We start from the raw sequence: 20251 nt of genomic DNA on the forward strand, positions 1-20251 counted from the left end.
CTACTTTCCAATACAAAACTTGCCGAAAATTTCATCCAGGAGTGCTTCTCCCACCGTTTCTCCGGTGATCTTCCCAAGGCTTTCCCAGGCATTTTTCATGTCTACGGACAGCATTTCCACCGGGATCCCCCTCTTCAATCCTTCCAATCCCTCTTTCAAGGCCTTGGAAGCTTCCTTGAGCAACTGAATATGGCGAATATTGGAAACCATGTCATAGGATTCTCCATCCATGGACGCATCGGAGATGGTCTCGTAGATCCTCTCCCGCAGTTTGTCGATCCCCTTTTGTTCCAGGATCGAAATTTCCGCTACTTCCATGTGGGTCTTCTTTTCTACATCTTTTTGAAACAACACCTGGTTTTTTTCCACCTTGTTGATGATGGCCAGGCCTTTTTTATCCTTGGCCAATTCCAAAAGGGCCTTGTCGTCTTCTTCCAGGTTCCGTTGCCCGTCCAAAAGCAGCAAGACAAAATCACTTTCATTCAAAATTTCCTTTGTTTTGGTGATCCCGATCTTTTCGATGATGTTTTCCGTTTCCCGGATCCCCGCTGTATCGATGATCTTTAGTGGGATCCCTCGAATGCTGATGAATTCCTCAATGGAATCCCTGGTGGTTCCTTCGATCTCCGTAACGATGGCCCTCTCCTCCCCCAACAGGGTATTCAAGAGGGAGGATTTTCCCACATTGGGTCTTCCCACAATGGCTGTTTTGATCCCTTCCCGGATGATCTTTCCACTTTTGGAAGAATCGATGAGGCCATCCACCGCCTTTTTGGCTTCCTGGATCCGGCTTTCCATGACCTCCTGGGTCAGTTCTTCGATGTCGTACTCGGGATAATCGATCCCCGCTTCAATATAGGCAAGGATCTCCACCAAAACATGTCGAATTTCCCGAATTTTTTTGGAGAGATTTCCTTCCAGTTGCTTCACCGACATCTTCAAGCTTTTATCCGTCTTTGCATTGATGACATCGATGACGGCTTCCGCCTGGGACAGGTCCAAACGTCCATTCAAAAACGCTCTCTTGGTGAACTCTCCCGGTTCCGCCAGCCGCGCTCCCTTCTCCGTCAGGATCTCCAGGATCTTGCGCACGGAAACGATGCCCCCGTGGCAGTTTATTTCCACGATGTCTTCTTTCGTATATGTGTGGGGCGCTTTCATGACGCTGACCAGTACTTCGTCCACAATGGATCCCTCCTGGTCCACGATGTGGCCGTAGACCATGGAGCGATTGGGATGATTCATTACGCTTTTTCCGGATTTTGCCTGAAATATCTCGTCAATGATGGACAGGGACATGGTCCCGCTCATTCGTACAATGCCAATGCCTGAAAACCCTACGGGAGTGGATATGGCTGCAATGGTATCTTCCAAGTAATTCACTTCTTCACCTTCCTACATATCATGAAAGACCAGCCTTTTAGCTGGTCTTCTTTAAATCGATCACTACTTTTCTAAAAGGTTCTTCACCTTCGCTGTATGTGTATATTCTTTTATGATTCTGCAAAGTTGCGTGGATGATCCGTCGTTCATATGGATTCATCGGTTCCAAAACTACTTTCTTGCGGGTTCGCTCCACTTTTTTTGCCAGCTTGTGGGCCAGGTCTTTCAACGTGGCTTCCCGCTTTTCCCGATAGTTTTCCGTATCGATGACGACTCGGACGTATTCGTCGGTAGCCTTGTTGACGACCAGGCTGGTCAAATACTGAATGGCATCCAAAGTCTGGCCTCTTCGACCGATCAGGATCCCCATGTCCTCGCCTTCCAGGGTGATGCTCAGATGCCGTTGATCCAAGACAGTAGTGCAAGTGGCAACGATGCCGAATTTTTCAAAAATATCTCCAAGAAAATGTTCTGCCTTTTCTTCAATGGTACCCGGCGTTTCCGGACCTTGACCTTTTGGGAGAACTTTTTCTTCTTTCACATCCGCCTTCATATCTTTCACCGGTTTTTCCGGTCCACTCTTCCACTCTTCTTTTGCCGGTACTTTCAAGTCAGCGTCCTTGGCCGTGTCTTCTATCATGGAAACTTCCACTTTGGCATTCTTTACGCCAAAAATGCCCATGATCCCTTTGGATGGCATCTCCAGGATCTTCTTGTTTACCTGATCATTGGTGGCCTGCAGCTCTTTTAGTGCTTTTTCTATGGCTTCTTCAACGGTTCTTCCTTCGGATACTACCTTTTTCATCCTACTGATCCCCCTTTTTGATACCGACGCCTTTCTGCATGATAAGCTGTTGAACATAAGTCAGTATGTTTTGGATCACCCAGTACAAACCCAAACCGGACGGCAATGTCCAGGATACGAATCCGATCATCAGTGGAGAAATGATCTTCATGGATTGGGTCATGGTCTGTGCCTGGCTGTTTCCTCCCGAAGATGTCTTTCCAAGATTGGACATGCTGACATAGGTCGTCACTGCCGCCAACACCGGAATGATATGGATGGGATCGGCAATGCTCAGATCCGACAACCAAAGAAAGGATTTATCGATGGTTGCAAAAACTTCCGGCGTGAACACGTATTTTGCCGGTTCCCGCATGACCCCGAACAATCCGATGATGATGGGAAACTGGATCAGCATGGGCAGACATCCTCCCATGGGATTGTAATTGTGCTTCTGGTATAATTTCATGGTCTCGTCATTCAATTTTTGTTTGTCGTTGGCGTATTTCTTTTGAATCGCCTGCAGCTCCGGCTGGATGCGGTTCATTTCTTGCATGGATTTGTTCTGCTTGATGGTCACAGGCAACAACATCAGCTTTGCAAAGATGGAAAAAACGACAATGGCAATACCATAATCTTGCACGATCGTATATATGGTATGCAAAATAGTACCAAACAAGGTGTATAAAATTGACATTTTCTTCCTCCCGGAATTTAATTATTGTCTTTATTTGTAATATAGCAACGCCTATTTTAGGGGATCGTGACCACCTGGATGAAAGGGATGACATTTGCCGACCCGCTTACCACAAAGGTAAAGCCCCTTCACGGCCCCATATTTTTCGACAGCCTCGGCACAATACTGGGAACAGGTGGGATAAAACCGACATGTCCTCGGAAAAAGCGGCGATATGGCTTTCTGGTAAAATCGTATCATTAAAATCAATATTTTTTTCATTTTAACCTACAAATCTGTAATCCATCTTAACGGATCTTTCTCAACAAGTGCTTAACAGAACCTTCAATAGTATGGTAATCCAAATTTTCACAACCCTTTCGGGCGATGAAAACCAGATCCAGCCCCTTTTCCCTTTGCAAGGGATTCAGACGGTATGATTCCTTGATCCAGCGACGGACCCGATTTCTCGTTACGCTGTTTCCGATTTTTTTGCTGACGGTTATTCCCAATCGATGGTGATCCGATCCGTTTTCCAGATAATAAAGGACCAGGTTGCGGTTGGCTGTGGATGCACCCTTCCCGTATATGACCCGAAACCGTCGATTATTGAAAGAATTTGGTTTCATCTTCCTGCCGGCCTTTCTCCCATATTTAGAAAAAGGCCACTCAAACGCGGCCTTAAGCGGATAAACGCTTTCTTCCTTTTCTTCTTCTGCTGCTCAATACTTTTCTACCGGAAGCAGTTTTCATACGTTGTCTAAAACCGTGGACTTTCGATCTTTGTCTTACTTTAGGTTGATAAGTCATCTTCATTACCAACACCTCCCAACACCTATAATTTATATAAAACCATACTTTTCCACAATGGATTCACCATAGAATTATATATCCATTCCCCTGCGCTGTCAAGGGCAATCCTTCATTCAGCCCCAATATTCCGTCCTGCAATATAATTGTTGATAAACTCCTTCTTTTTCTGCTATTATATAAACAGGTGTTGATAACTTCAAGGGATTTTTGTGCACATATCCACATTCTATTGATAAAATGTGGATATAACAAGTTTTTTTGTGCATAACTCCAAATAAATCGCGATAATTCAACATTCGACCTGTACATAATAATTATCAACATCTGTTCATGAAATGGATGTTGTTCTTTGTTTAAACCCTTTATCGACAAGTTATGCACAGTACATTTCCATCTGGAAGGAGCAATATGTAATGGACAGCAATCTGCAGCACTTATGGAATCAAACGTTGGAGATCATCGAGGAGGAACTGACTCAAGTCAGTTTTGAAACCTGGCTCAAGCGGATCGAACCCATATCCCACAACAACAACACCATCGTACTGGGCGTGGAAAATGATTTTACAAAAGGGATCCTGGAGGCCCGATATGCCCTGCTCATCGGCAATGCACTAAAACACGTCACCGGACAAAATGTCATGGTGGAATTCATCATACCTTCTTCTTCCGGATCTTCCACGGATCACAAACAGGATCCACCCGTCAAAAACAACCAAACTTCTTCTGGCTACCAACTGGAAAACAGCAGCAATTTGAATCCCAAATATACCTTTGAAACCTTCGTCATCGGAGAGAGCAACCGCTTCGCCCATGCCGCTTCCGTAGCGGTGGCGGAGGCACCCGCCCAGCGGTACAATCCCATGTTCATCTATGGAGGAGTTGGATTGGGCAAAACACATCTGATGCACGCCATCGGCCACTACACCCTGGAACAATGGCCCAACAAGAAAGTCGTTTACGTTTCCTGTGAAAAGTTCACCAACGACTTCATCGACTCCATTCAAAACAAAAACAACATTTCTTTTCGCAACAAATACCGGAATGTGGATGTCCTGCTCATCGACGACATCCAGTTCATAGCTGGAAAGGAAGGGACCCAGGAAGAATTCTTCCATACTTTCAATGCCCTTCACGACGCCAACAAGCAGATCGTCATCTCCAGCGACCGTCCTCCTAAAGAGATCCCCACCCTGGAAGAACGATTGCGTTCCCGTTTCGAATGGGGATTGATCACCGACATCCAGGCACCGGACCTGGAAACCAGGATCGCCATCCTTAAAAAGAAGGCCAACACGGAGAAGATCGACATCGGAAATGATGTTCTGGTCTTCATCGCCAACAAGATCCAATCCAACATCCGGGAACTGGAAGGTGCCTTGATCCGGGTGAATGCCTTCTCCAGGCTCACCAACCAGGGGATCGATGTGGATCTTGCCACGGATGCTTTAAAAGACATCATCTCTGCAAAAAAACCGGAGATCATCACCGTGGACCTTATTAAGGAAGTGACGGCAAAGTACTTCAACATCGAAGTGGATGACTTCAACCTGAAAAAACGAACCAAATCCATTGCCTACCCAAGACAGGTGGCCATGTACATCTCCAGGGAAATGACGGAACTGTCTCTTCCCAAGATCGGAGATGAATTTGGAGGTCGGGATCATTCCACCGTTATTCATGCCATCGACAAGATCGCAAAAGAGATGGAAGAAAACTTCGATTTCAAGAATCTGATCAACCGGATCATGAAAGACATCAAAGGCAACGGTTGACCCCTGTGGATAAAAAAGGATAACTTGCCTTGTTTCCCTTGTGGTTATCCACATGTTGTGAACTGCCGTTTTTCTTTCACAGGAACATGATCAGGTACTTATCCACGTATCCACAGCTCCTACTACTACTATTACTACTTTAAAATATAGATAAATAGAACAGGGGATGAAATTTCATGCAATTTTCAACGACAAAAAATGACTTGATCCAAGCCGTCAGTACGGTCCAAAAAGCAGTTTCCACCAAATCCACTCTTCCCATCCTGGAAGGCATCCTTTTTGAAGCATCCAACGAGGCCATCACCTTATTGGGTACGGATATGGAATTGGGGATCAAAACCAGGCTGGAAGGAACCGTTAAAGAAGAGGGCAGCATCGTGCTTTCGGCAAAATTGATTTCCGAGATCGCCAGAAAACTGCCGGATGGAAACGTCTATTTTGAAAAAAACAACAAAAACGCGGTGAAGATCACCTGCAACCAGTCGAAATTTAACGTACAGGGAGAAGCAGGGGAAGATTTTCCCAAAATGCCGGAAGTTCGCGGATCCGAAGCCATCCAGATCCCAAGAGAACTGTTCCGCAGTCTGATCAAGGAAACCATTTTCTGCGTCGCAAAAAGTGAAAACATACCGGTTCTTACCGGGGAGCTTTTGGAACTGGAAAATGGAGAGATGAAGCTGGTGGCCCTGGATGGATACCGTCTCGCTCTTCGTAAAGGAAAAATCAACCAGGGTTTGTCCATTAAGGAGATCATTCCCGAAAGGACCATGATGGAACTGTATCGGCTCTTGTCCATGAAGGAAGAGGATCTTTTTGTTTCCACCACCAAAAATCAGGCCTTGTTCACCATTGGGGAGACCAGCATGGTATCCAACCTGCTTCAGGGAGAATACATCAACTACAAGCAGATCATACCGGAAAATGCCACCACCAAGGTAAAAGCCAATACCCTGGAATTGCTGGCCAGCTGCGAGCGGGCATCTCTTATGGCCAGGGACGGAAAAAACAATCTGATCAAAATGCATTTCAACCAGGGAGGCCTGGATATCCAGTCCAATTCGGACATGGGGGACCTGAATGAAAATCTGCCGGTGGAAATGAATGGAGAACCGCTGAAGATCGCCTTCAACTGCAACTATTTTATCGACGCCCTCAAAGCCATCAGCGAAGAGGAAGTGATGTTGGAGTTTACGACGGCTGTCAGTCCCTGCGTGATCCGGCCGGTGGACGGGGATTATTTCATCTACCTGATTTTGCCGGTTCGATACATCGAACACGAGTAAGGAGTTGAAAATCGATGAATGAAGTGATCGTCGCCATTGAAACGGAATACATCAAACTGGATCAATTTTTGAAATTTGCCGGTGTGGCCGACAGCGGATCCTATGCAAAAATGATGATCCAACAGGAAGATGTCCTGGTCAACGGACAAGTGTGTCTGCAACGGGGAAAAAAACTCCGACCGGGAGACAGGGTGGAAATATCCGGGTTGGATGAGACATTCCTGGTTGCGGCAGAGGAATAACATGCATCTGGAGAAATTAAAACTCTACAATTTTCGAAATTACCCGGAACTTGAGGTTTTTTTTCATGATAAAATGAATTTGATTTTGGGGGAGAACGGACAGGGAAAGACGAATCTGCTGGAATCCATCTATTTTCTCAGCCGGGGACGTTCTTTTCGAAATCCCAACCGGGAATTGGTGAAAACCGGAGAAGAGAAGGCCTTTGTGGACGGGATCTTTGTTCGCAATGACACGGATTCCAAGGAACACGTACAGATCACCATGAATTATGGTCTATCTGCAGAAGGAACCTCCATCCTGCTGAACCGCAAGAAACTGAAATCGCGGAGCGAACTGGCAGGGAAGATCCTTATTGTGGATTTTACACCGGAGGATCTGTCCATCGTCAAGGACGGGCCGGACAAACGAAGGCGTTTCATCGACAACGAGCTGCTCAACATCAAGCCGGTCCACGGCGCGGCTCTGAAGGAGTATGGAAAGATCCTGCGCCAGCGAAACGAACTGCTCAAAACCATGCAGCGGGACCCCTCCGTAAAGGATACCCTGTTTGTTTGGGATGAACGGCTGGTAAAGACAGGGAAAAAGATCCTCTTCAACCGGATCGGTTTCATGCAAAAGATCAACGGCATCGCCAAGGAGATCCACGAAAACCTGACCGACGGCAAGGAAGCACTGAAATTATACTATTATTCCAATCTGATCAAAAACAACGACGACTTGTCGTCCTTTGAAGAGATCTTTCGGCAAAAGCTGGATCAGAACCTTTCCCAGGACATCCGGAGAGGGTCCACGTCTGCAGGCCCCCATTTGGATGACATCAAGATCAACATCAACGACATGGATGCAAAAACCTATGGATCCCAGGGACAAAAGAGGACTTGCGCCCTGTCATTGAAACTGTCCCAGACCAGCATCATCAAGGAAGAGACGGGAGAGGACGCCATCGTCCTGCTGGATGACGTCATGTCGGAGCTGGACGGAAATCGACAGCAAAGGATCATGGAACATTTCAAGGACAATCAAATCGTCATTACATCAACGGAAATAAGTTTTTTGGACCAATTGCCCAAAAGCATGAAAAAAATATATAATGTGAAAAGTGGAAAACTGTATTGAATCAAAGATGAAGACTGGAGGACAGAAACATGCCACAGAGCGAGAATTACGGAGCAGAACAGATCCAGGTACTGGAAGGTTTGGAAGCCGTTCGAAAAAGACCGGGGATGTACATCGGAAGCACAGGTTCCAGAGGGCTTCACCACCTGGTGTACGAGATCGTGGACAACAGCATTGACGAAGCATTGCAAGGTTATTGCGATAATATAAAAGTGACCATCAACAAGGATAATTCCATTACCGTTGTGGACAACGGACGGGGGATCCCCACCGGGATCCATCCCAAGTATAAAAAATCGGCAGTGGAAGTGGCATTGACCATGCTTCATGCCGGAGGAAAATTCGGCGGCGGCGGATACAAGGTATCCGGAGGATTGCACGGAGTAGGTGTATCCGTTGTCAACGCCTTGTCGGAAAGTTTGAAAGTGGAAGTAAAGCAAAACGGCCACATTTACGAGCAAAATTACCAAAGGGGAAAACCCCTGGATGATTTAAAAGAGGTGGGGGACACCAACCGGACCGGAACCACCATCAGCTTCAAACCGGATGCCCAGATTTTTGAGGCGGATGAAATGGAATTTGATTTCGACATCCTGGAGCACCGGTTGCGGGAGCTGGCCTTTTTAAACAAGGGGATCTCCATCGTTTTAAAAGACGACCGGGAAGAAAAAAGAACGGAAAAATACTGCTACGACGGCGGGATCGTCTCCTTTGTGGAGTATTTGAACAAAAACAAGGACACGATCCACGATACGGTCATCGGCTTTGAAAAAGTGAAGGACGATGTGATCATCGACATCGCCATGCAGTATACGGACGGATATTCTGAAAACATCTATGCCTTCGCCAACAATATCAACACCACGGAGGGCGGGACCCACCTGAACGGTTTTAAGAGCGCCTTGACCAGGACCATTAACACCTACGCAAAAAAATACAACTTCCTCAAAGCTAACGATAAAAATCTTTCCGGAGAAGACGTCCGGGAAGGATTGACGGGCATTGTCAGCGTGAAGATCACGGATCCCCAGTTTGAGGGACAGACAAAAACGAAATTGGGCAACACGGAGGTCAAGGGGATCGTGGAAAGCATCGTCAACGACCATTTTTATGCATTCCTTGAAGAAAACCCCAATGAATCCAAAATAATCATCGAAAAAGCCCTGACGGCAGCACGGGCAAGAAATGCCGCCAGAAAAGCCAGGGAACTGACCCGGCGAAAATCCATCCTGGACAATACGTCCCTGCCGGGAAAACTGGCGGACTGCCGGGAAAAGGATCCCGCCCTTTCCGAGATCTACATCGTGGAGGGAGATTCTGCCGGAGGTTCCGCCAAACAGGGTCGGGACCCCAAGAACCAGGCCATCCTGCCCTTGCGGGGAAAGATCCTCAACGTGGAAAAAGCGCGTTTGGACCGGATCCTAAATACGGATTCCATCCGTTCCATGATCACCGCCTTCGGAAGCGGTGTGGGAGACGATTTTGACAAGGATTCCGCCCGATACCATAAGATCATCATCATGACCGATGCCGACGTGGACGGGGCCCACATACGAACCCTGCTGCTGACCTTTTTCTACCGCTACATGCGGGGCTTGCTGGATGCGGGCTACATCTACATCGCACAGCCTCCCCTGTATAAAGTGCAAAAGGGAAAAAGAGTGGAATACGCTTACTCCGACAAGGAATTGAACATCCTGATGGATGAAATGGGTCGGGACAACAACATCGGCCTGCAACGATACAAAGGTTTGGGTGAAATGAACCCGGAACAGTTGTGGGATACCACCATGAATCCGGAAACCAGGACCTTGCTGCAGGTGACCGTAGACGACGCTATCCAGGCGGATGAGATCTTCACGATCCTTATGGGAGACAAAGTACAGCCAAGAAAAGAATTTATCGAACGCAATGCGAAAAAGGTGAAGAACCTTGACATATAGGAGGGTATACCGGTGAGCGAAGAATACAACAAAGTACTGCCGATCAACATAGAAGATGAAATGAAAAAATCCTACATCGATTACGCCATGAGCGTCATCGTCGGAAGGGCATTGCCAGACGTAAGGGATGGACTGAAACCGGTACACCGGAGGATCCTGTTTGCCATGAACGAACTGGGAATGACCCCGGACAAGGCATTTCGTAAGAGTGCAAGGATCGTCGGAGACGTTTTGGGTAAGTATCATCCCCACGGCGACACCGCCGTATACGACGCCATGGTGCGGATGGCACAGGAATTTTCCACCCGCTATCCCCTGGTGAACGGCCATGGAAACTTTGGTTCCATCGACGGAGACAGCGCCGCGGCCATGCGTTACACGGAAGCGAAAATGAGCAAGATCGCCATGGAATTGTTGAGGGATATCAACAAGGACACCGTTGATTTTACACTGAACTTCGACGAAACCCAGAAAGAACCATCCGTACTGCCGTCCAGATACCCCAACCTGCTGGTCAACGGTTCTTCCGGGATCGCCGTCGGCATGGCCACCAACATCCCACCCCACAATTTGGGAGAGGTCATCGATGCCACCATCCACCAGATCGACAATCCGGACTGCACCATCGATGAATTGATGCACTTTGTCAAGGGACCGGATTTTCCAACGGGGGGAACCATCCTGGGCAAAGACGGCATCAAATCCGCCTATCGAACGGGAAGGGGCCGGATCAAGGTTCGGGCAAAAGTGAATTTTGAAGAGATCTCCGCCTCCAGACAGCGGATCATCATTACCGAGATCCCATACATGGTCAACAAATCCAAGATGATCGAAAAGATCGCGGACCTGGTCAAGGAGAAAAGGATCGAGGGGATCTCCGACATCCGGGACGAATCGGACCGAAACGGGATCCGGGTGGCCATCGACCTGAAACGGGATGTCAACGCCGAGATCATCATGAACCAGCTGTACAAACACACCCAGCTTCAGGAAACTTTTGGCGTGATCCTTCTCGCCTTGGACAAGAACCAGCCCAAAGTCATGACACTGAAAGAGATTTTGACCAAATACATCGAATACCAGAAAGAGATCATCATACGACGTACCCAGTTCGACTTGAAAAAGGCGGAAGACCGGGCCCATATCCTGGAAGGACTCATCATCGCCCTGGACAACATCGACCGGGTCATCGCCATCATCCGTGGATCGAAAAACGGGGAAGAGGCCAAAATTGCCTTGATCCAGGAATTTGCCTTGTCGGAAAAACAGGCCCAGGCCATTTTGGACATGCGGCTGCAACGTTTGACCGGTTTGGAACGAGAAAAGATCGAAACGGAATACAATGAGCTCCAGATCCGCATCGCCGAGTTGAAAGCCATCCTCGGAAGCGAGCTGAAAGTGCTGGAAGTCATCAAGGAAGAGATGCTGGAAATACGCGATAAATACAATGATGATCGTCGGACCGCTTTTGAAGTGGACTATGACGACATCAACATGGAAGACCTGATCGAAGAAGAAGACCTGGTGATCACCATGACCCATGTGGGATATGTCAAGCGGATCTCCGCCGATACCTACACGGCTCAAAAAAGAGGGGGAAAGGGTATCACGGCCTTGTCCACCAGGGACAACGATTTCGTGAAGCACCTCTTCACCACGACAACCCATCACTACATCCTCTTCTTTACCAACAAAGGGAAAGTCTATCGTCTGAAAGCCTATGAGATCCCGGATGCGTCCAGGACCGCCAGAGGAACGGCCATCGTCAACATCCTGCAGCTGGATCCCGACGAGAAGGTCACCACCGTCATTCCCATCAAGGAATTCACCGACGACTGGTATCTGCTCATGGCCACGAAAAACGGCATCATCAAGAAAACGGACCTGACGGAATACGACAGCTCCAGAAAAACGGGACTCATCGCCATCAACCTCAACGACGACGACGAGCTGATCGCCGTAAAATTGACGGACGGTTCCAAGGAGATCATCATGGGGACCAAAAACGGCTACGCCATCCGATTCTCCGAGCAGGATGTCCGCTCCGTCGGCAGAACCGCCATCGGCGTTCGGGGGATCTTCCTTCGGGATGACGACGAAGTAGTGGGCATGGACTTGATGGAAGAAGACCTGTTTGTCCTCAATGTATCGGAAAACGGCTACGGAAAAATCACCCGTGCAGAGGAATACCGCATCCAGAACCGGGGCGGAAAAGGGATCCAAACCTACAAGATCACGCCAAAGACCGGCATCATCGTAGGGATCATGGTATGCAGAAAAGAGCAGGAGATCATGATGATCAACAATCAGGGCATCGTCATTCGCCTGGAGATCTCCGGGATCTCCGTCATGGGTCGAAGCACCCAGGGCGTCCGATTGATGAAACTGGACAAAACGGAACAGATCGTCACCATAGCAGAAGTGATCAGCGAGGAAGAGATCGAAGAGATCGATCTGTAGAAAATACAAGAAGGAGGGTTTGGTCTTGGCCGTTTTTGGTGCAACCTTTACCAAAGAACAGATATACATGGGTTTGACCGCCCCCGACGATAAAAGTCTCTTGAAATGTATTTCCGAGAGAATGAAAAACCAGGGACTGGTGGCGGAAACCTTTTCCCAGGGGGTTGTCCAGCGGGAGGAGATCTATCCCACAGGGCTTCCCACCATGGGTTTGGGAGTGGCCATGCCCCATACGGACGGGATCCACGTCAAGGAGGAGTCCTTTTCCGTGTCCCTGTTGAAAGAGCCGGTGATTTTTCGGGAAATGGGAAATCCCACCGGGACCGTGTTGGTCCATATCGTTTTTACCCTGGCTCTGAAAGACAACCATCTGCAGCTCCACATGCTCCAGGGGATCGTGGCCATGATCCAGAAGCCGGAATTCCTGGAAGCGCTGTACCGGGAAACGGACCGGGTCAGGGCATACGAGATGATCCTCACCGAGCTGGAGAAGGTTTCCCTGGAATAGGGATGCATGAAAATACACAAGGAGGTCACGGAATGGATGTAAAAATAGCGCCGTCCATATTGGGGGCGGATTTCGGAAACCTGGAACGAGACATAAAAAAAGTGGAAGAATGCCGGGTGGAAATGCTCCACATCGACGTCATGGACGGCAACTTTGTGCCCAACATCGCTTTTGGGCCGGATCAAATAAAAATGCTGCGGGGGAAAACGGACCTGTTTTTTGACGTCCATCTCATGATCCAAAACCCGGATCTGCTGATCCCCCGGTTTGCAGAAGCCGGTGCCGACATGATCGTGGTCCATCAGGAAGCCACGGTCCATCTGCATCGGACCTTGAAATTGATCCAGTCTTTTGGCGTGAAGGCGGGAGTATCCCTGACGCCGGCCACATCCCTGGAGACTTTACGCTATGTCCTGGATGAAGTGGACATGGTGCTGCTGATGACCGTCAATCCCGGTTATGGAGGACAGTCCTTCATTCCGGCCTGCTACGACAAGATCCGGGATTTGAAAAAGATGATCGCCCATCGGCCCATCGACATCCAGGTGGATGGAGGCATCAACCTGGAAACGGCGAAAAAAGCCGTGGCGGCAGGGGCCAACGTCCTGGTGGCAGGATCCTTTACCTTCAAGGGGGATGTGGCGGAAAACATCCGAAATTTGCGGGAAACTGCTCGAATTTAATTTGCAAAATGTATATTTATTCTCTTTCTTGTGTTATAATAAAAAACTAATAACACGATTCATAAGGGAAAATGCATGAATTAAATTTGGGGAGGTAATAACATGAAAAAGAAGTCGATGGCATTGGCCATCCTTATGGTTGCAGCAGTATTGCTGTTTGCGTCCTGTTCTACAGGAGGAAGCGCCGACGTTTTGACGATCGGCGTGGACGACAGCTATCCGCCCATGGAATATCGGGATGAAAACAACGAGCTGGTCGGATTCGACGTAGCCATGGCAAAAGCCCTTGGTGAAGAGATGGGAATGGAAGTGGAATTCATCTCCACGGCATGGGACGGAATATTCCAGGGTCTGGAAACGGAAAGCTATGACGTGATCATTTCTTCCGTCAGCATCACTCCCGCCCGTTTGGAAACATTCCTGTTCTCCGAGCCTTACTTGTCCAACGGACAGGTCATCGTTGTAAAACCGGGAGACACTTCCGTGACCAAGCCGGAAGATCTGGACGGTAAAAACGTCGGCGTACAAATCGGAACCACGGCAGATACGGCTGTACAAAAATACATGGAAGACATGGACATCGAACTGATCAAGTACGATGAGATCATACAGACCTTCACCGCCATGAACGCCGGATACGTGGATTACATCGTTGTGGATTATCCTGTGGCCATCGAGTACGTGGCAAAGGATCCGGACAACTTCGAAATTTCCACCGCCCAGTTGACCAACGAACCCATTGGCGTATGCATCCGCAAGGACGACACGGAATTGAAGGAAAAAATCGATGCCGCACTGGCGACCCTTCGGGAGAACGGAACGCTGAAAGAGATCTCCGAAGAATGGCTGGGTGACGACTACACATCCAACATCGATACGGAGTTGCGAGTGATCGAGTAACACCAATACATGTGATGCCATAAGCTTGTATGGGATTGAACCGTACAAGCTTATTGTCATCATGGCTGGAAAGGAAGATTACGTTGTTGACGAAACCGCAAGTGGTGGCCTTATTCAACGGGAGCATCGTTACGCTGCAACTGACGATCGTCGCCATCATCGCAGGAATCATTTTGGGAGTCATCCTGGCATTGGGAAGGATCTCCAAGAGCAAGCTTTTAAACGGGATCACCTGGATCTACATCTGGGCATTCCGGGGAACGCCGCTGCTGATGCAGCTGTTCATCGTCGTTTATGCATTCCCCTTGTTTTCCAGGGATATTTTTGGCACGCCGCTGCGCCTGCCTTTGATGGGGGCGGCGGCCCTGGCCTATTCCCTGAATTCGGCGGCCTACCTGGCGGAGATCTTCCGCGCAGGCATTCAGTCCATCGACAAGGGCCAGATGGAGGCGTCCAAGGCATTGGGCATGAGTTATTACCAGGCCATGTTCACCATCATCATTCCCCAGGCCTATCGGCGGTTGATCCCTCCCGTGGGAAACGAACTGATCATGCTGCTGAAAGATACGTCCCTGGTGGCATCCATCGGATTGTTTGATACACTTCGTACCACCAGTCAAATGACCAATGCTACGGGACAATGGTTTTATTACATTTATGCCGCCTTGGTGTACCTGTTTTTCACCACTATCATCTCCGTATTGTTCGACAAGGTGGAAAAGAAGTACTCAATCTATGATTAGGAGCGGATCGGTATGATTAAACTGGAAAATGTATATAAGTCTTTCGGGGATCTGGAAGTCCTCAAGGACATCAATCTGGAGGTCAAATCCGGGGAAGTGGTCTGCGTCATCGGACCCAGCGGTTCCGGCAAGAGCACCATGCTTCGATGCCTCAACCAGCTGGAGAGGATCACCAGCGGCAAGATCTACATCGACGGCGAATTGGCCGACGAACGGGAAATGGGAAAAGACCTGAAGGAGATCCCTGCAGAAAAAGTACAGGAACTTTGTACGGAACTGGGGATGGTCTTTCAGCGGTTCAATCTGTTTCCCCACTTGACGGTGCTGGAGAACATCACCGTCGCACCCAAAGTCGTTCGCAAGCAAAAGGAGGAGGAGATCAGCAAGATCGCCCTGCCCCTGCTGGCATTGGTGGGCTTGGAAGACAAGCGGGACGAATACCCATCCCGGCTCTCCGGCGGACAGCAGCAACGGGTGGCCATCGCCAGGGCCCTGGCCATGCAGCCAAAGATCATGCTCTTTGACGAACCCACCTCGGCACTGGACCCGGAATTGGTCGGCGAGGTGCTGGAGGTCATGAAGAAGCTGGCAGAAGACGGCATGACCATGATCGTGGTGACCCATGAGATGGGATTTGCCAAGGAAGTGGGGACCCGGGTCATTTTCATGGACGAGGGCCGGATCGTGGAAGAAGGAGATCCCAAAGTCTTTTTTGACGACCCGAAGGAAGAGCGGACCAAGGCTTTCTTGAAAAAAATATTATAAAATCAACCAGCCGGAGCACGTCGGCTGGTTTTTTCTACGGGTCGACACAAAGAAATGATCCGGTTGAAAAAAATGTGGATTAAAACGGATCCTGGAGGGTAATATAATAAATAGTGATGGAATCAAATCATAAAATTTAGGAGGCGGTATAACATGCAAAAATACGAATGTATCATCTGCGGATATATTTATGATCCGGCAGAAGGAGATCCCGACAATGGGGTAGCGGCAGGGACTGCGTTTGCAGATCTTCCCGACGATTGGGTCTGCCCGTTGTGTGGAGCGACCAAGGACGATTTTCAACCAGTGGATTGATATTCACCGACCCCGAAAGGGGTTTTTTTATTGCCCGTGTTTCGAAGCCCTTCAAAAAATGATATAATAGGTCATCAAGAAGAACGAGGATGGAGGCTTATGAAAATACACGTGGATGAGATTAAGGAACAGGTGCGAAAAGGTTTTCTTCGCATCAATTGCCGGCTGGGTCCCGATGTGGAACAAGCCCTGGAAAAGGCACAAACCACCGAAGTGTCTCCCATCGGCATTGGCGTCATGGGGGACATTCTGGAGAACATGAAGCTGGCTGCAGGATCCCAGAGCCCCATCTGCCAGGATACGGGCATGGCTGTGGTTTTTCTGCGGATCGGCCAGGACGTCCGCCTCACGGGGGGAGGCCTGAATGAGGCCATCCACCAGGGGGTCCGGGAAGCCTACCAAGAGGGATACTTCCGGAATTCCATCGTGGAGGATCCCCTTCGCCGGAAAAATACGGGGGACAACACTCCCGCCGTCATCCATACGGAGTTGACGGAAGGAAACGACGTGGAAATGATCTTGACGGCAAAGGGATTTGGCAGCGAAAACATGAGCGGTCTGAGAATGCTCAAGCCTTCTGCCGGCAGGCAGGGGGTCATTGATTTTGTGGTGGACGTCGTCCGCCAGGCAGGGCCCAATGCCTGCCCGCCTTTCTTTGTGGGAGTGGGCATTGGCGGGACCATGGAAATGAGCGCCATCCTGGCAAAAAAAGCCTTGGTTCGGAATGCAGGAGAGCCCAATGCAGACCCCTATTACCACCAAATGGAAGAGGAATTGCTGGAACGGTTAAATGGCCTGGGTATCGGTCCCATGGGCCTTGGAGGGGCAAATACGGTCCTCAGCGTCCAAGTGGAGACCTATCCCACCCACATTGCCGGATTGCCGGTGGCGGTGAACATGTGCTGTCACGTGAACCGCCATGAAAAAATCGTGATCAAAGGAGAAGAGGATCGTGGATAAAGTCATCACACTGCCCCTGGATGAAAATACGGTGGATGCCTTGAAGGCGGGGGACCGGGTACGGCTCAGCGGGGTCATCTATACGGCCAGGGATGCGGCCCACCAACGAATGCTGGAGGAACTGGAAGAGGGGAAGGAACTTCCCATCCCCATCAAAGGAGCCACCATATACTACGCAGGACCCTGTCCGGCAAAACCGGGGGAGGTCATTGGATCCGTGGGCCCTACCACATCCGGTCGAATGGACGCCTATGCCCCCACCCTGATGGATCTTGGGTTGACAGCCATGATCGGAAAAGGGGATCGAAGCGGAGAAGTGACAGCGGCCATGATCCGCAACAAGGCGGTCTACTTTGGCGCCGTTGGGGGAGCCGGCGTACTGCTGAAAAAAGCGGTGATCGCTTCGGAGGTGGTGGCCTACCCAGATCTGGGGGCGGAAGCCATTCGGAAACTGGTGGTGGAGGATTTTCCCGCTATCGTGGTCATCGATGCAACAGGAAACAACCTGTATGAGACAGAAGTGAAAAAATATGAGAAATCACTGGAGGATGGGCAATGGGAGTAAAAGCAAAAGAAACGATTCGACGGGGAGCGTCCAGCTTTCGATCGCTGCTGTTGATGTTGGCATTATTGATCGGTTTCCAGTATGGATATGCCTATCTGGTGGAGAAGGTCAGCGGCGATTCCCGGTCCCTTCTGACCGGTGTGGCCATGTTCATCAGCCTGGCCATCACCTTTTTCGTCATACGCAAAGTGGTGCCCTGGTATGAAGTGGAGCTGGCCGACAAGAATCTGATCATCAAAAAGGCAATATTTGCCACGGCAAGACCCATTGCCGCCGTTCCTTTGAAGCAGATCACGGACATTCGAACCGTTGATGAAGCGGAAGACTTCAGCGGCCGAAAGCTGAACTTTACGATCTTCGGCATCAAGGACAAGAAGAAATACATCATCAGCTGGAAGCAGGAGAAAAGGGACGTGAAAGTGATCCTGCAATTGGGGGATGTTTTCGTGGAGAAGCTGAAAAAGGAAATGATCCGGGTGCGAAAAAAATAAAAGAGAGGACGTCCTCTCTTTTATTTTAAAAAATTTAGATTAGGGAATCCAATAATTGGATGTAATCTTCTTTACTCTTGGCGCCGACTTCCCGTCTTACCTCTTCGCCATCTTTAAAGAATAAAATCGTAGGAATGCTCATAACACGATACTTCATGGCAATGGAACGGTTCTCGTCCACGTTGAGCTTTGCGATTTTTACAACACCTTCAAATTCCTGCGCCAATTCATTGACAATGGGAATGACCTGTTGACATGGTCCACACCACTCCGCCCAAAAATCGATCATCACTGGAATTTTGGATGCAATGACTTCTTTTTCGAAATTTTCTTCATCCAGTATTACGACGTAGCTATCCGACATGACCCAAACTCCTTTCCTTTAGTTAGTGTATTGTTACCCCGAACCATGAAGGTATAATCAGACATAAACGGGGGACAGGACGAAATTATATCACAGAAAAAAACCTTTTGGCAAATGAAATCATGGAGGTTTCCAGTGGATCGCAAACTCATCGAAAACATTCAAAAAAAACGGGACCATGTCAAATTCCACATGCCGGGTCATAAAGGCAGGGCCTTTTTTCCATACCATGGGGAAGCATGGGACATCACGGAAATTCCGGGTACGGACAACCTGAACGATCCCCGGGAAGAAATACTGGCATTGGAGCAAGACATCGCCCGAATCTATGGAAGTCTGGAAAGCAGGATCGTGGTCAATGGAGCCACCAGCGCCCTCATGGCGGCCATCATGGCAACCTTTCGGCCGGGCCAGCAGGTCCTGATCCCTAGAAATGCCCACAAGAGCGTCTACAGCGCATTTATCTACGGGAGGATCTCTCCCGTCTACATATCACCGGATATGGGGGGAGCCTTGGGGTATCCCGTGGGGATCACCCCGAAAGCCGTAAAAAAGGCCATGGACGAGGCACCGGATGCCAAAGGACTGGTGATCACCTATCCGTCCTATTACGGGACCTGCGACGACCTGGAAGCCATAGGGGCACTGTGCAGGCAGCGGTCCATGATCCTCCTGGTGGACGAGGCCCACGGTGCCCATTTCCACTTCGGGAAAAACATGCCTGTCAGCGCTTTGGATGCAGGAGGGGACGTGGTGGTCCACAGCACCCACAAGACCCTTTCCTCCCTGACGCCGGGGGCCCTGCTGCACATCAACTCCCGACGGGTGGATCCGGAGGCGATCCGCCGCCATTTGTCCATGCTCCAGACCAGCAGTCCCTCCTATCCCATACTGATCTCTGTTGCCCAGGCAGTAGGGTGGATGGAACGATATGGAGGGGCCAAGCTGGAGCTGCTGGAAGAAATGTATCGGGAGGTGCGTCAAGAATTGAAGACCAGCCCCTTTCCCATGGTTCGGGACCGTTGGGCCATGGAAACGAAAAACTGGGATCCTCTGAAGCTGTGGTTTTGCAGCGGGAACCGGAAAGAGCTTGGCAGGATCCTGTCCCAATCATACGGGATCGACCTGGAATGGGAGGATGGCAGGACCGGACTGGCCATGGCCGGCGTCGGTTCCATCCGGGAAGACTACATCCGCCTGCTGGAAACCTTGAAATCGATTGGAAGGGAACTTCCTGAAGAAACCGGGATGGGAAGAGGAGAAGCCTTGTCTTATCCGAAGCCGGGGAAGAAAGTGATGGAGCTTTACGAAGAGGCGCCCTGGGAGCAAGTGTCCCTTTCCCAGGCGGCGGGAAGGATCAGCGCCGATTTCATCACCCCCTATCCGCCGGGGATCCCCTGGTTTGCCCGGGAGAGATCATTGGAGCCGAAGCGGTGGAGTATTTGAAGAAGCATAAAACGGCAGATGTGACGGGCCTGAAAGCA

Annotated in this window: 23 protein-coding genes; 16 read left to right on the forward strand and 7 right to left on the reverse strand. The window is 49.5% G+C overall.

Going from position 1 to position 20251, the window contains the following annotated elements:
• The 6 genes from mnmE to rpmH are packed head-to-tail and all read right to left on the reverse strand — an operon-like array spanning position 1 to position 3659.
• Entirely contained in the window at positions 1-1383 is a 1383-nt protein-coding gene (gene mnmE / locus J0B03_RS06960; RefSeq protein ID WP_246798087.1) for a tRNA uridine-5-carboxymethylaminomethyl(34) synthesis GTPase MnmE, read from the reverse strand.
• Positions 1384-1420: 37 nt separating this feature from the next.
• Positions 1421-2188, reverse strand: coding sequence for an RNA-binding cell elongation regulator Jag/EloR (jag, locus tag J0B03_RS06965; RefSeq protein ID WP_207298918.1), 768 nt, complete (start codon positions 2186-2188; stop codon positions 1421-1423).
• A gap of 1 nt (position 2189) precedes the next feature.
• A complete protein-coding gene (locus tag J0B03_RS06970) occupies positions 2190-2864 on the reverse strand; it encodes a YidC/Oxa1 family membrane protein insertase (protein WP_207298919.1) in 675 nt (224 codons plus the stop codon).
• Between the two features lie 51 nt (positions 2865-2915).
• Positions 2916-3125, reverse strand: coding sequence for a membrane protein insertion efficiency factor YidD (yidD, locus tag J0B03_RS06975; RefSeq protein ID WP_207298920.1), 210 nt, complete (start codon positions 3123-3125; stop codon positions 2916-2918).
• A gap of 26 nt (positions 3126-3151) precedes the next feature.
• Positions 3152-3472, reverse strand: coding sequence for a ribonuclease P protein component (gene rnpA / locus J0B03_RS06980; protein WP_207298921.1), 321 nt, complete (start codon positions 3470-3472; stop codon positions 3152-3154).
• Positions 3473-3524: 52 nt separating this feature from the next.
• Positions 3525-3659, reverse strand: a complete 135-nt coding sequence (gene rpmH, locus J0B03_RS06985) for a 50S ribosomal protein L34 (RefSeq protein ID WP_207298922.1) — start codon at positions 3657-3659, stop codon at positions 3525-3527.
• Positions 3660-4069: 410 nt separating this feature from the next.
• On the opposite strand from rpmH, the gene dnaA reads away from it, so the two are divergent.
• The 15 genes from dnaA to J0B03_RS07060 all read left to right on the forward strand — a co-directional run bounded on the left by dnaA (position 4070) and on the right by J0B03_RS07060 (position 18403).
• On the forward strand, positions 4070-5428 hold the full coding sequence (gene dnaA / locus J0B03_RS06990; protein ID WP_207298923.1) for a chromosomal replication initiator protein DnaA: 1359 nt from the start codon (positions 4070-4072) through the stop codon (positions 5426-5428).
• 176 nt (positions 5429-5604) lie between these two features.
• The gene (dnaN, locus tag J0B03_RS06995; RefSeq protein ID WP_207298924.1) at positions 5605-6711 is read left to right on the forward strand and encodes a DNA polymerase III subunit beta; all 1107 of its coding nucleotides are present in this window, start codon (positions 5605-5607) and stop codon (positions 6709-6711) included.
• A 14-nt stretch (positions 6712-6725) separates the two neighbouring features.
• Positions 6726-6953, forward strand: a complete 228-nt coding sequence (locus J0B03_RS07000) for an RNA-binding S4 domain-containing protein (RefSeq protein WP_207298925.1) — start codon at positions 6726-6728, stop codon at positions 6951-6953.
• A gap of 1 nt (position 6954) precedes the next feature.
• On the forward strand, positions 6955-8070 hold the full coding sequence (gene recF / locus J0B03_RS07005) for a DNA replication/repair protein RecF (protein ID WP_207298926.1): 1116 nt from the start codon (positions 6955-6957) through the stop codon (positions 8068-8070).
• A gap of 29 nt (positions 8071-8099) precedes the next feature.
• On the forward strand, positions 8100-10013 hold the full coding sequence (gene gyrB, locus J0B03_RS07010) for a DNA topoisomerase (ATP-hydrolyzing) subunit B (RefSeq protein WP_207298927.1): 1914 nt from the start codon (positions 8100-8102) through the stop codon (positions 10011-10013).
• 12 nt (positions 10014-10025) lie between these two features.
• On the forward strand, positions 10026-12473 hold the full coding sequence (gyrA, locus tag J0B03_RS07015) for a DNA gyrase subunit A (protein WP_207298928.1): 2448 nt from the start codon (positions 10026-10028) through the stop codon (positions 12471-12473).
• A gap of 25 nt (positions 12474-12498) precedes the next feature.
• Positions 12499-12981 carry a PTS sugar transporter subunit IIA gene (locus J0B03_RS07020; RefSeq protein ID WP_207298929.1) on the forward strand — a complete coding sequence of 161 codons (483 nt, stop codon included), beginning with the start codon at positions 12499-12501 and terminating at the stop codon, positions 12979-12981.
• A gap of 32 nt (positions 12982-13013) precedes the next feature.
• Positions 13014-13664: a ribulose-phosphate 3-epimerase gene (gene rpe, locus J0B03_RS07025; protein WP_207298930.1), complete on the forward strand. Its 651-nt coding sequence runs from the start codon at positions 13014-13016 to the stop codon at positions 13662-13664.
• 102 nt (positions 13665-13766) lie between these two features.
• Positions 13767-14564 carry an ABC transporter substrate-binding protein gene (locus tag J0B03_RS07030; RefSeq protein WP_207298931.1) on the forward strand — a complete coding sequence of 266 codons (798 nt, stop codon included), beginning with the start codon at positions 13767-13769 and terminating at the stop codon, positions 14562-14564.
• 83 nt (positions 14565-14647) lie between these two features.
• On the forward strand, positions 14648-15307 hold the full coding sequence (locus J0B03_RS07035) for an amino acid ABC transporter permease (RefSeq protein WP_246798088.1): 660 nt from the start codon (positions 14648-14650) through the stop codon (positions 15305-15307).
• 12 nt (positions 15308-15319) lie between these two features.
• The gene (locus tag J0B03_RS07040; RefSeq protein ID WP_207298933.1) at positions 15320-16072 is read left to right on the forward strand and encodes an amino acid ABC transporter ATP-binding protein; all 753 of its coding nucleotides are present in this window, start codon (positions 15320-15322) and stop codon (positions 16070-16072) included.
• Between the two features lie 153 nt (positions 16073-16225).
• Entirely contained in the window at positions 16226-16387 is a 162-nt protein-coding gene (gene rd, locus J0B03_RS07045; protein WP_207298934.1) for a rubredoxin, read from the forward strand.
• A gap of 99 nt (positions 16388-16486) precedes the next feature.
• The gene (locus J0B03_RS07050) at positions 16487-17347 is read left to right on the forward strand and encodes a fumarate hydratase (RefSeq protein WP_207298935.1); all 861 of its coding nucleotides are present in this window, start codon (positions 16487-16489) and stop codon (positions 17345-17347) included.
• Positions 17340-17912 (forward strand): Fe-S-containing hydro-lyase, encoded by a 573-nt coding sequence (locus tag J0B03_RS07055; RefSeq protein WP_207298936.1) that lies wholly within the window; start codon positions 17340-17342, stop codon positions 17910-17912. Before J0B03_RS07050 ends, J0B03_RS07055 begins: the two co-directional genes overlap by 8 nt.
• Entirely contained in the window at positions 17903-18403 is a 501-nt protein-coding gene (locus J0B03_RS07060; RefSeq protein ID WP_207298937.1) for a hypothetical protein, read from the forward strand. Before J0B03_RS07055 ends, J0B03_RS07060 begins: the two co-directional genes overlap by 10 nt.
• 34 nt (positions 18404-18437) lie before the next feature.
• Here J0B03_RS07060 and trxA read toward each other — a convergent pair whose 3' ends face one another.
• The gene (trxA, locus tag J0B03_RS07065) at positions 18438-18767 is read right to left on the reverse strand and encodes a thioredoxin (protein ID WP_207298938.1); all 330 of its coding nucleotides are present in this window, start codon (positions 18765-18767) and stop codon (positions 18438-18440) included.
• A 135-nt stretch (positions 18768-18902) separates the two neighbouring features.
• On the opposite strand from trxA, the gene J0B03_RS07070 reads away from it, so the two are divergent.
• Positions 18903-20213, forward strand: coding sequence for an aminotransferase class I/II-fold pyridoxal phosphate-dependent enzyme (locus J0B03_RS07070; protein ID WP_207298939.1), 1311 nt, complete (start codon positions 18903-18905; stop codon positions 20211-20213).
• Positions 20214-20251: the final 38 nt, after the last annotated feature.

It is taken from the genome of Alkalibacter rhizosphaerae (assembly GCF_017352215.1).
Lineage (GTDB): Bacteria > Bacillota > Clostridia > Eubacteriales > Alkalibacteraceae > Alkalibacter > Alkalibacter rhizosphaerae.

Excerpts from the sequence above, each read along its gene's own strand:
- jag (WP_207298918.1), bottom strand. The coding sequence starts at position 2,188 with ATGAAAAAGGTAGTATCCGAAGGAAGAACCGTTGAAGAAGCCATAGAA.
- J0B03_RS06970 (WP_207298919.1), bottom strand. The coding sequence starts at position 2,864 with ATGTCAATTTTATACACCTTGTTTGGTACTATTTTGCATACCATATAT.
- yidD (WP_207298920.1), bottom strand. The coding sequence starts at position 3,125 with ATGAAAAAAATATTGATTTTAATGATACGATTTTACCAGAAAGCCATA.
- rnpA (WP_207298921.1), bottom strand. The coding sequence starts at position 3,472 with ATGAAACCAAATTCTTTCAATAATCGACGGTTTCGGGTCATATACGGG.
- rpmH (WP_207298922.1), bottom strand. The coding sequence starts at position 3,659 with ATGAAGATGACTTATCAACCTAAAGTAAGACAAAGATCGAAAGTCCAC.
- dnaA (WP_207298923.1), top strand. The coding sequence starts at position 4,070 with ATGGACAGCAATCTGCAGCACTTATGGAATCAAACGTTGGAGATCATC.
- dnaN (WP_207298924.1), top strand. The coding sequence starts at position 5,605 with ATGCAATTTTCAACGACAAAAAATGACTTGATCCAAGCCGTCAGTACG.
- J0B03_RS07000 (WP_207298925.1), top strand. The coding sequence starts at position 6,726 with ATGAATGAAGTGATCGTCGCCATTGAAACGGAATACATCAAACTGGAT.
- recF (WP_207298926.1), top strand. The coding sequence starts at position 6,955 with ATGCATCTGGAGAAATTAAAACTCTACAATTTTCGAAATTACCCGGAA.
- gyrB (WP_207298927.1), top strand. The coding sequence starts at position 8,100 with ATGCCACAGAGCGAGAATTACGGAGCAGAACAGATCCAGGTACTGGAA.
- rpe (WP_207298930.1), top strand. The coding sequence starts at position 13,014 with ATGGATGTAAAAATAGCGCCGTCCATATTGGGGGCGGATTTCGGAAAC.
- J0B03_RS07030 (WP_207298931.1), top strand. The coding sequence starts at position 13,767 with ATGAAAAAGAAGTCGATGGCATTGGCCATCCTTATGGTTGCAGCAGTA.
- J0B03_RS07040 (WP_207298933.1), top strand. The coding sequence starts at position 15,320 with ATGATTAAACTGGAAAATGTATATAAGTCTTTCGGGGATCTGGAAGTC.
- rd (WP_207298934.1), top strand. The coding sequence starts at position 16,226 with ATGCAAAAATACGAATGTATCATCTGCGGATATATTTATGATCCGGCA.
- J0B03_RS07050 (WP_207298935.1), top strand. The coding sequence starts at position 16,487 with ATGAAAATACACGTGGATGAGATTAAGGAACAGGTGCGAAAAGGTTTT.
- J0B03_RS07060 (WP_207298937.1), top strand. The coding sequence starts at position 17,903 with ATGGGAGTAAAAGCAAAAGAAACGATTCGACGGGGAGCGTCCAGCTTT.
- trxA (WP_207298938.1), bottom strand. The coding sequence starts at position 18,767 with ATGTCGGATAGCTACGTCGTAATACTGGATGAAGAAAATTTCGAAAAA.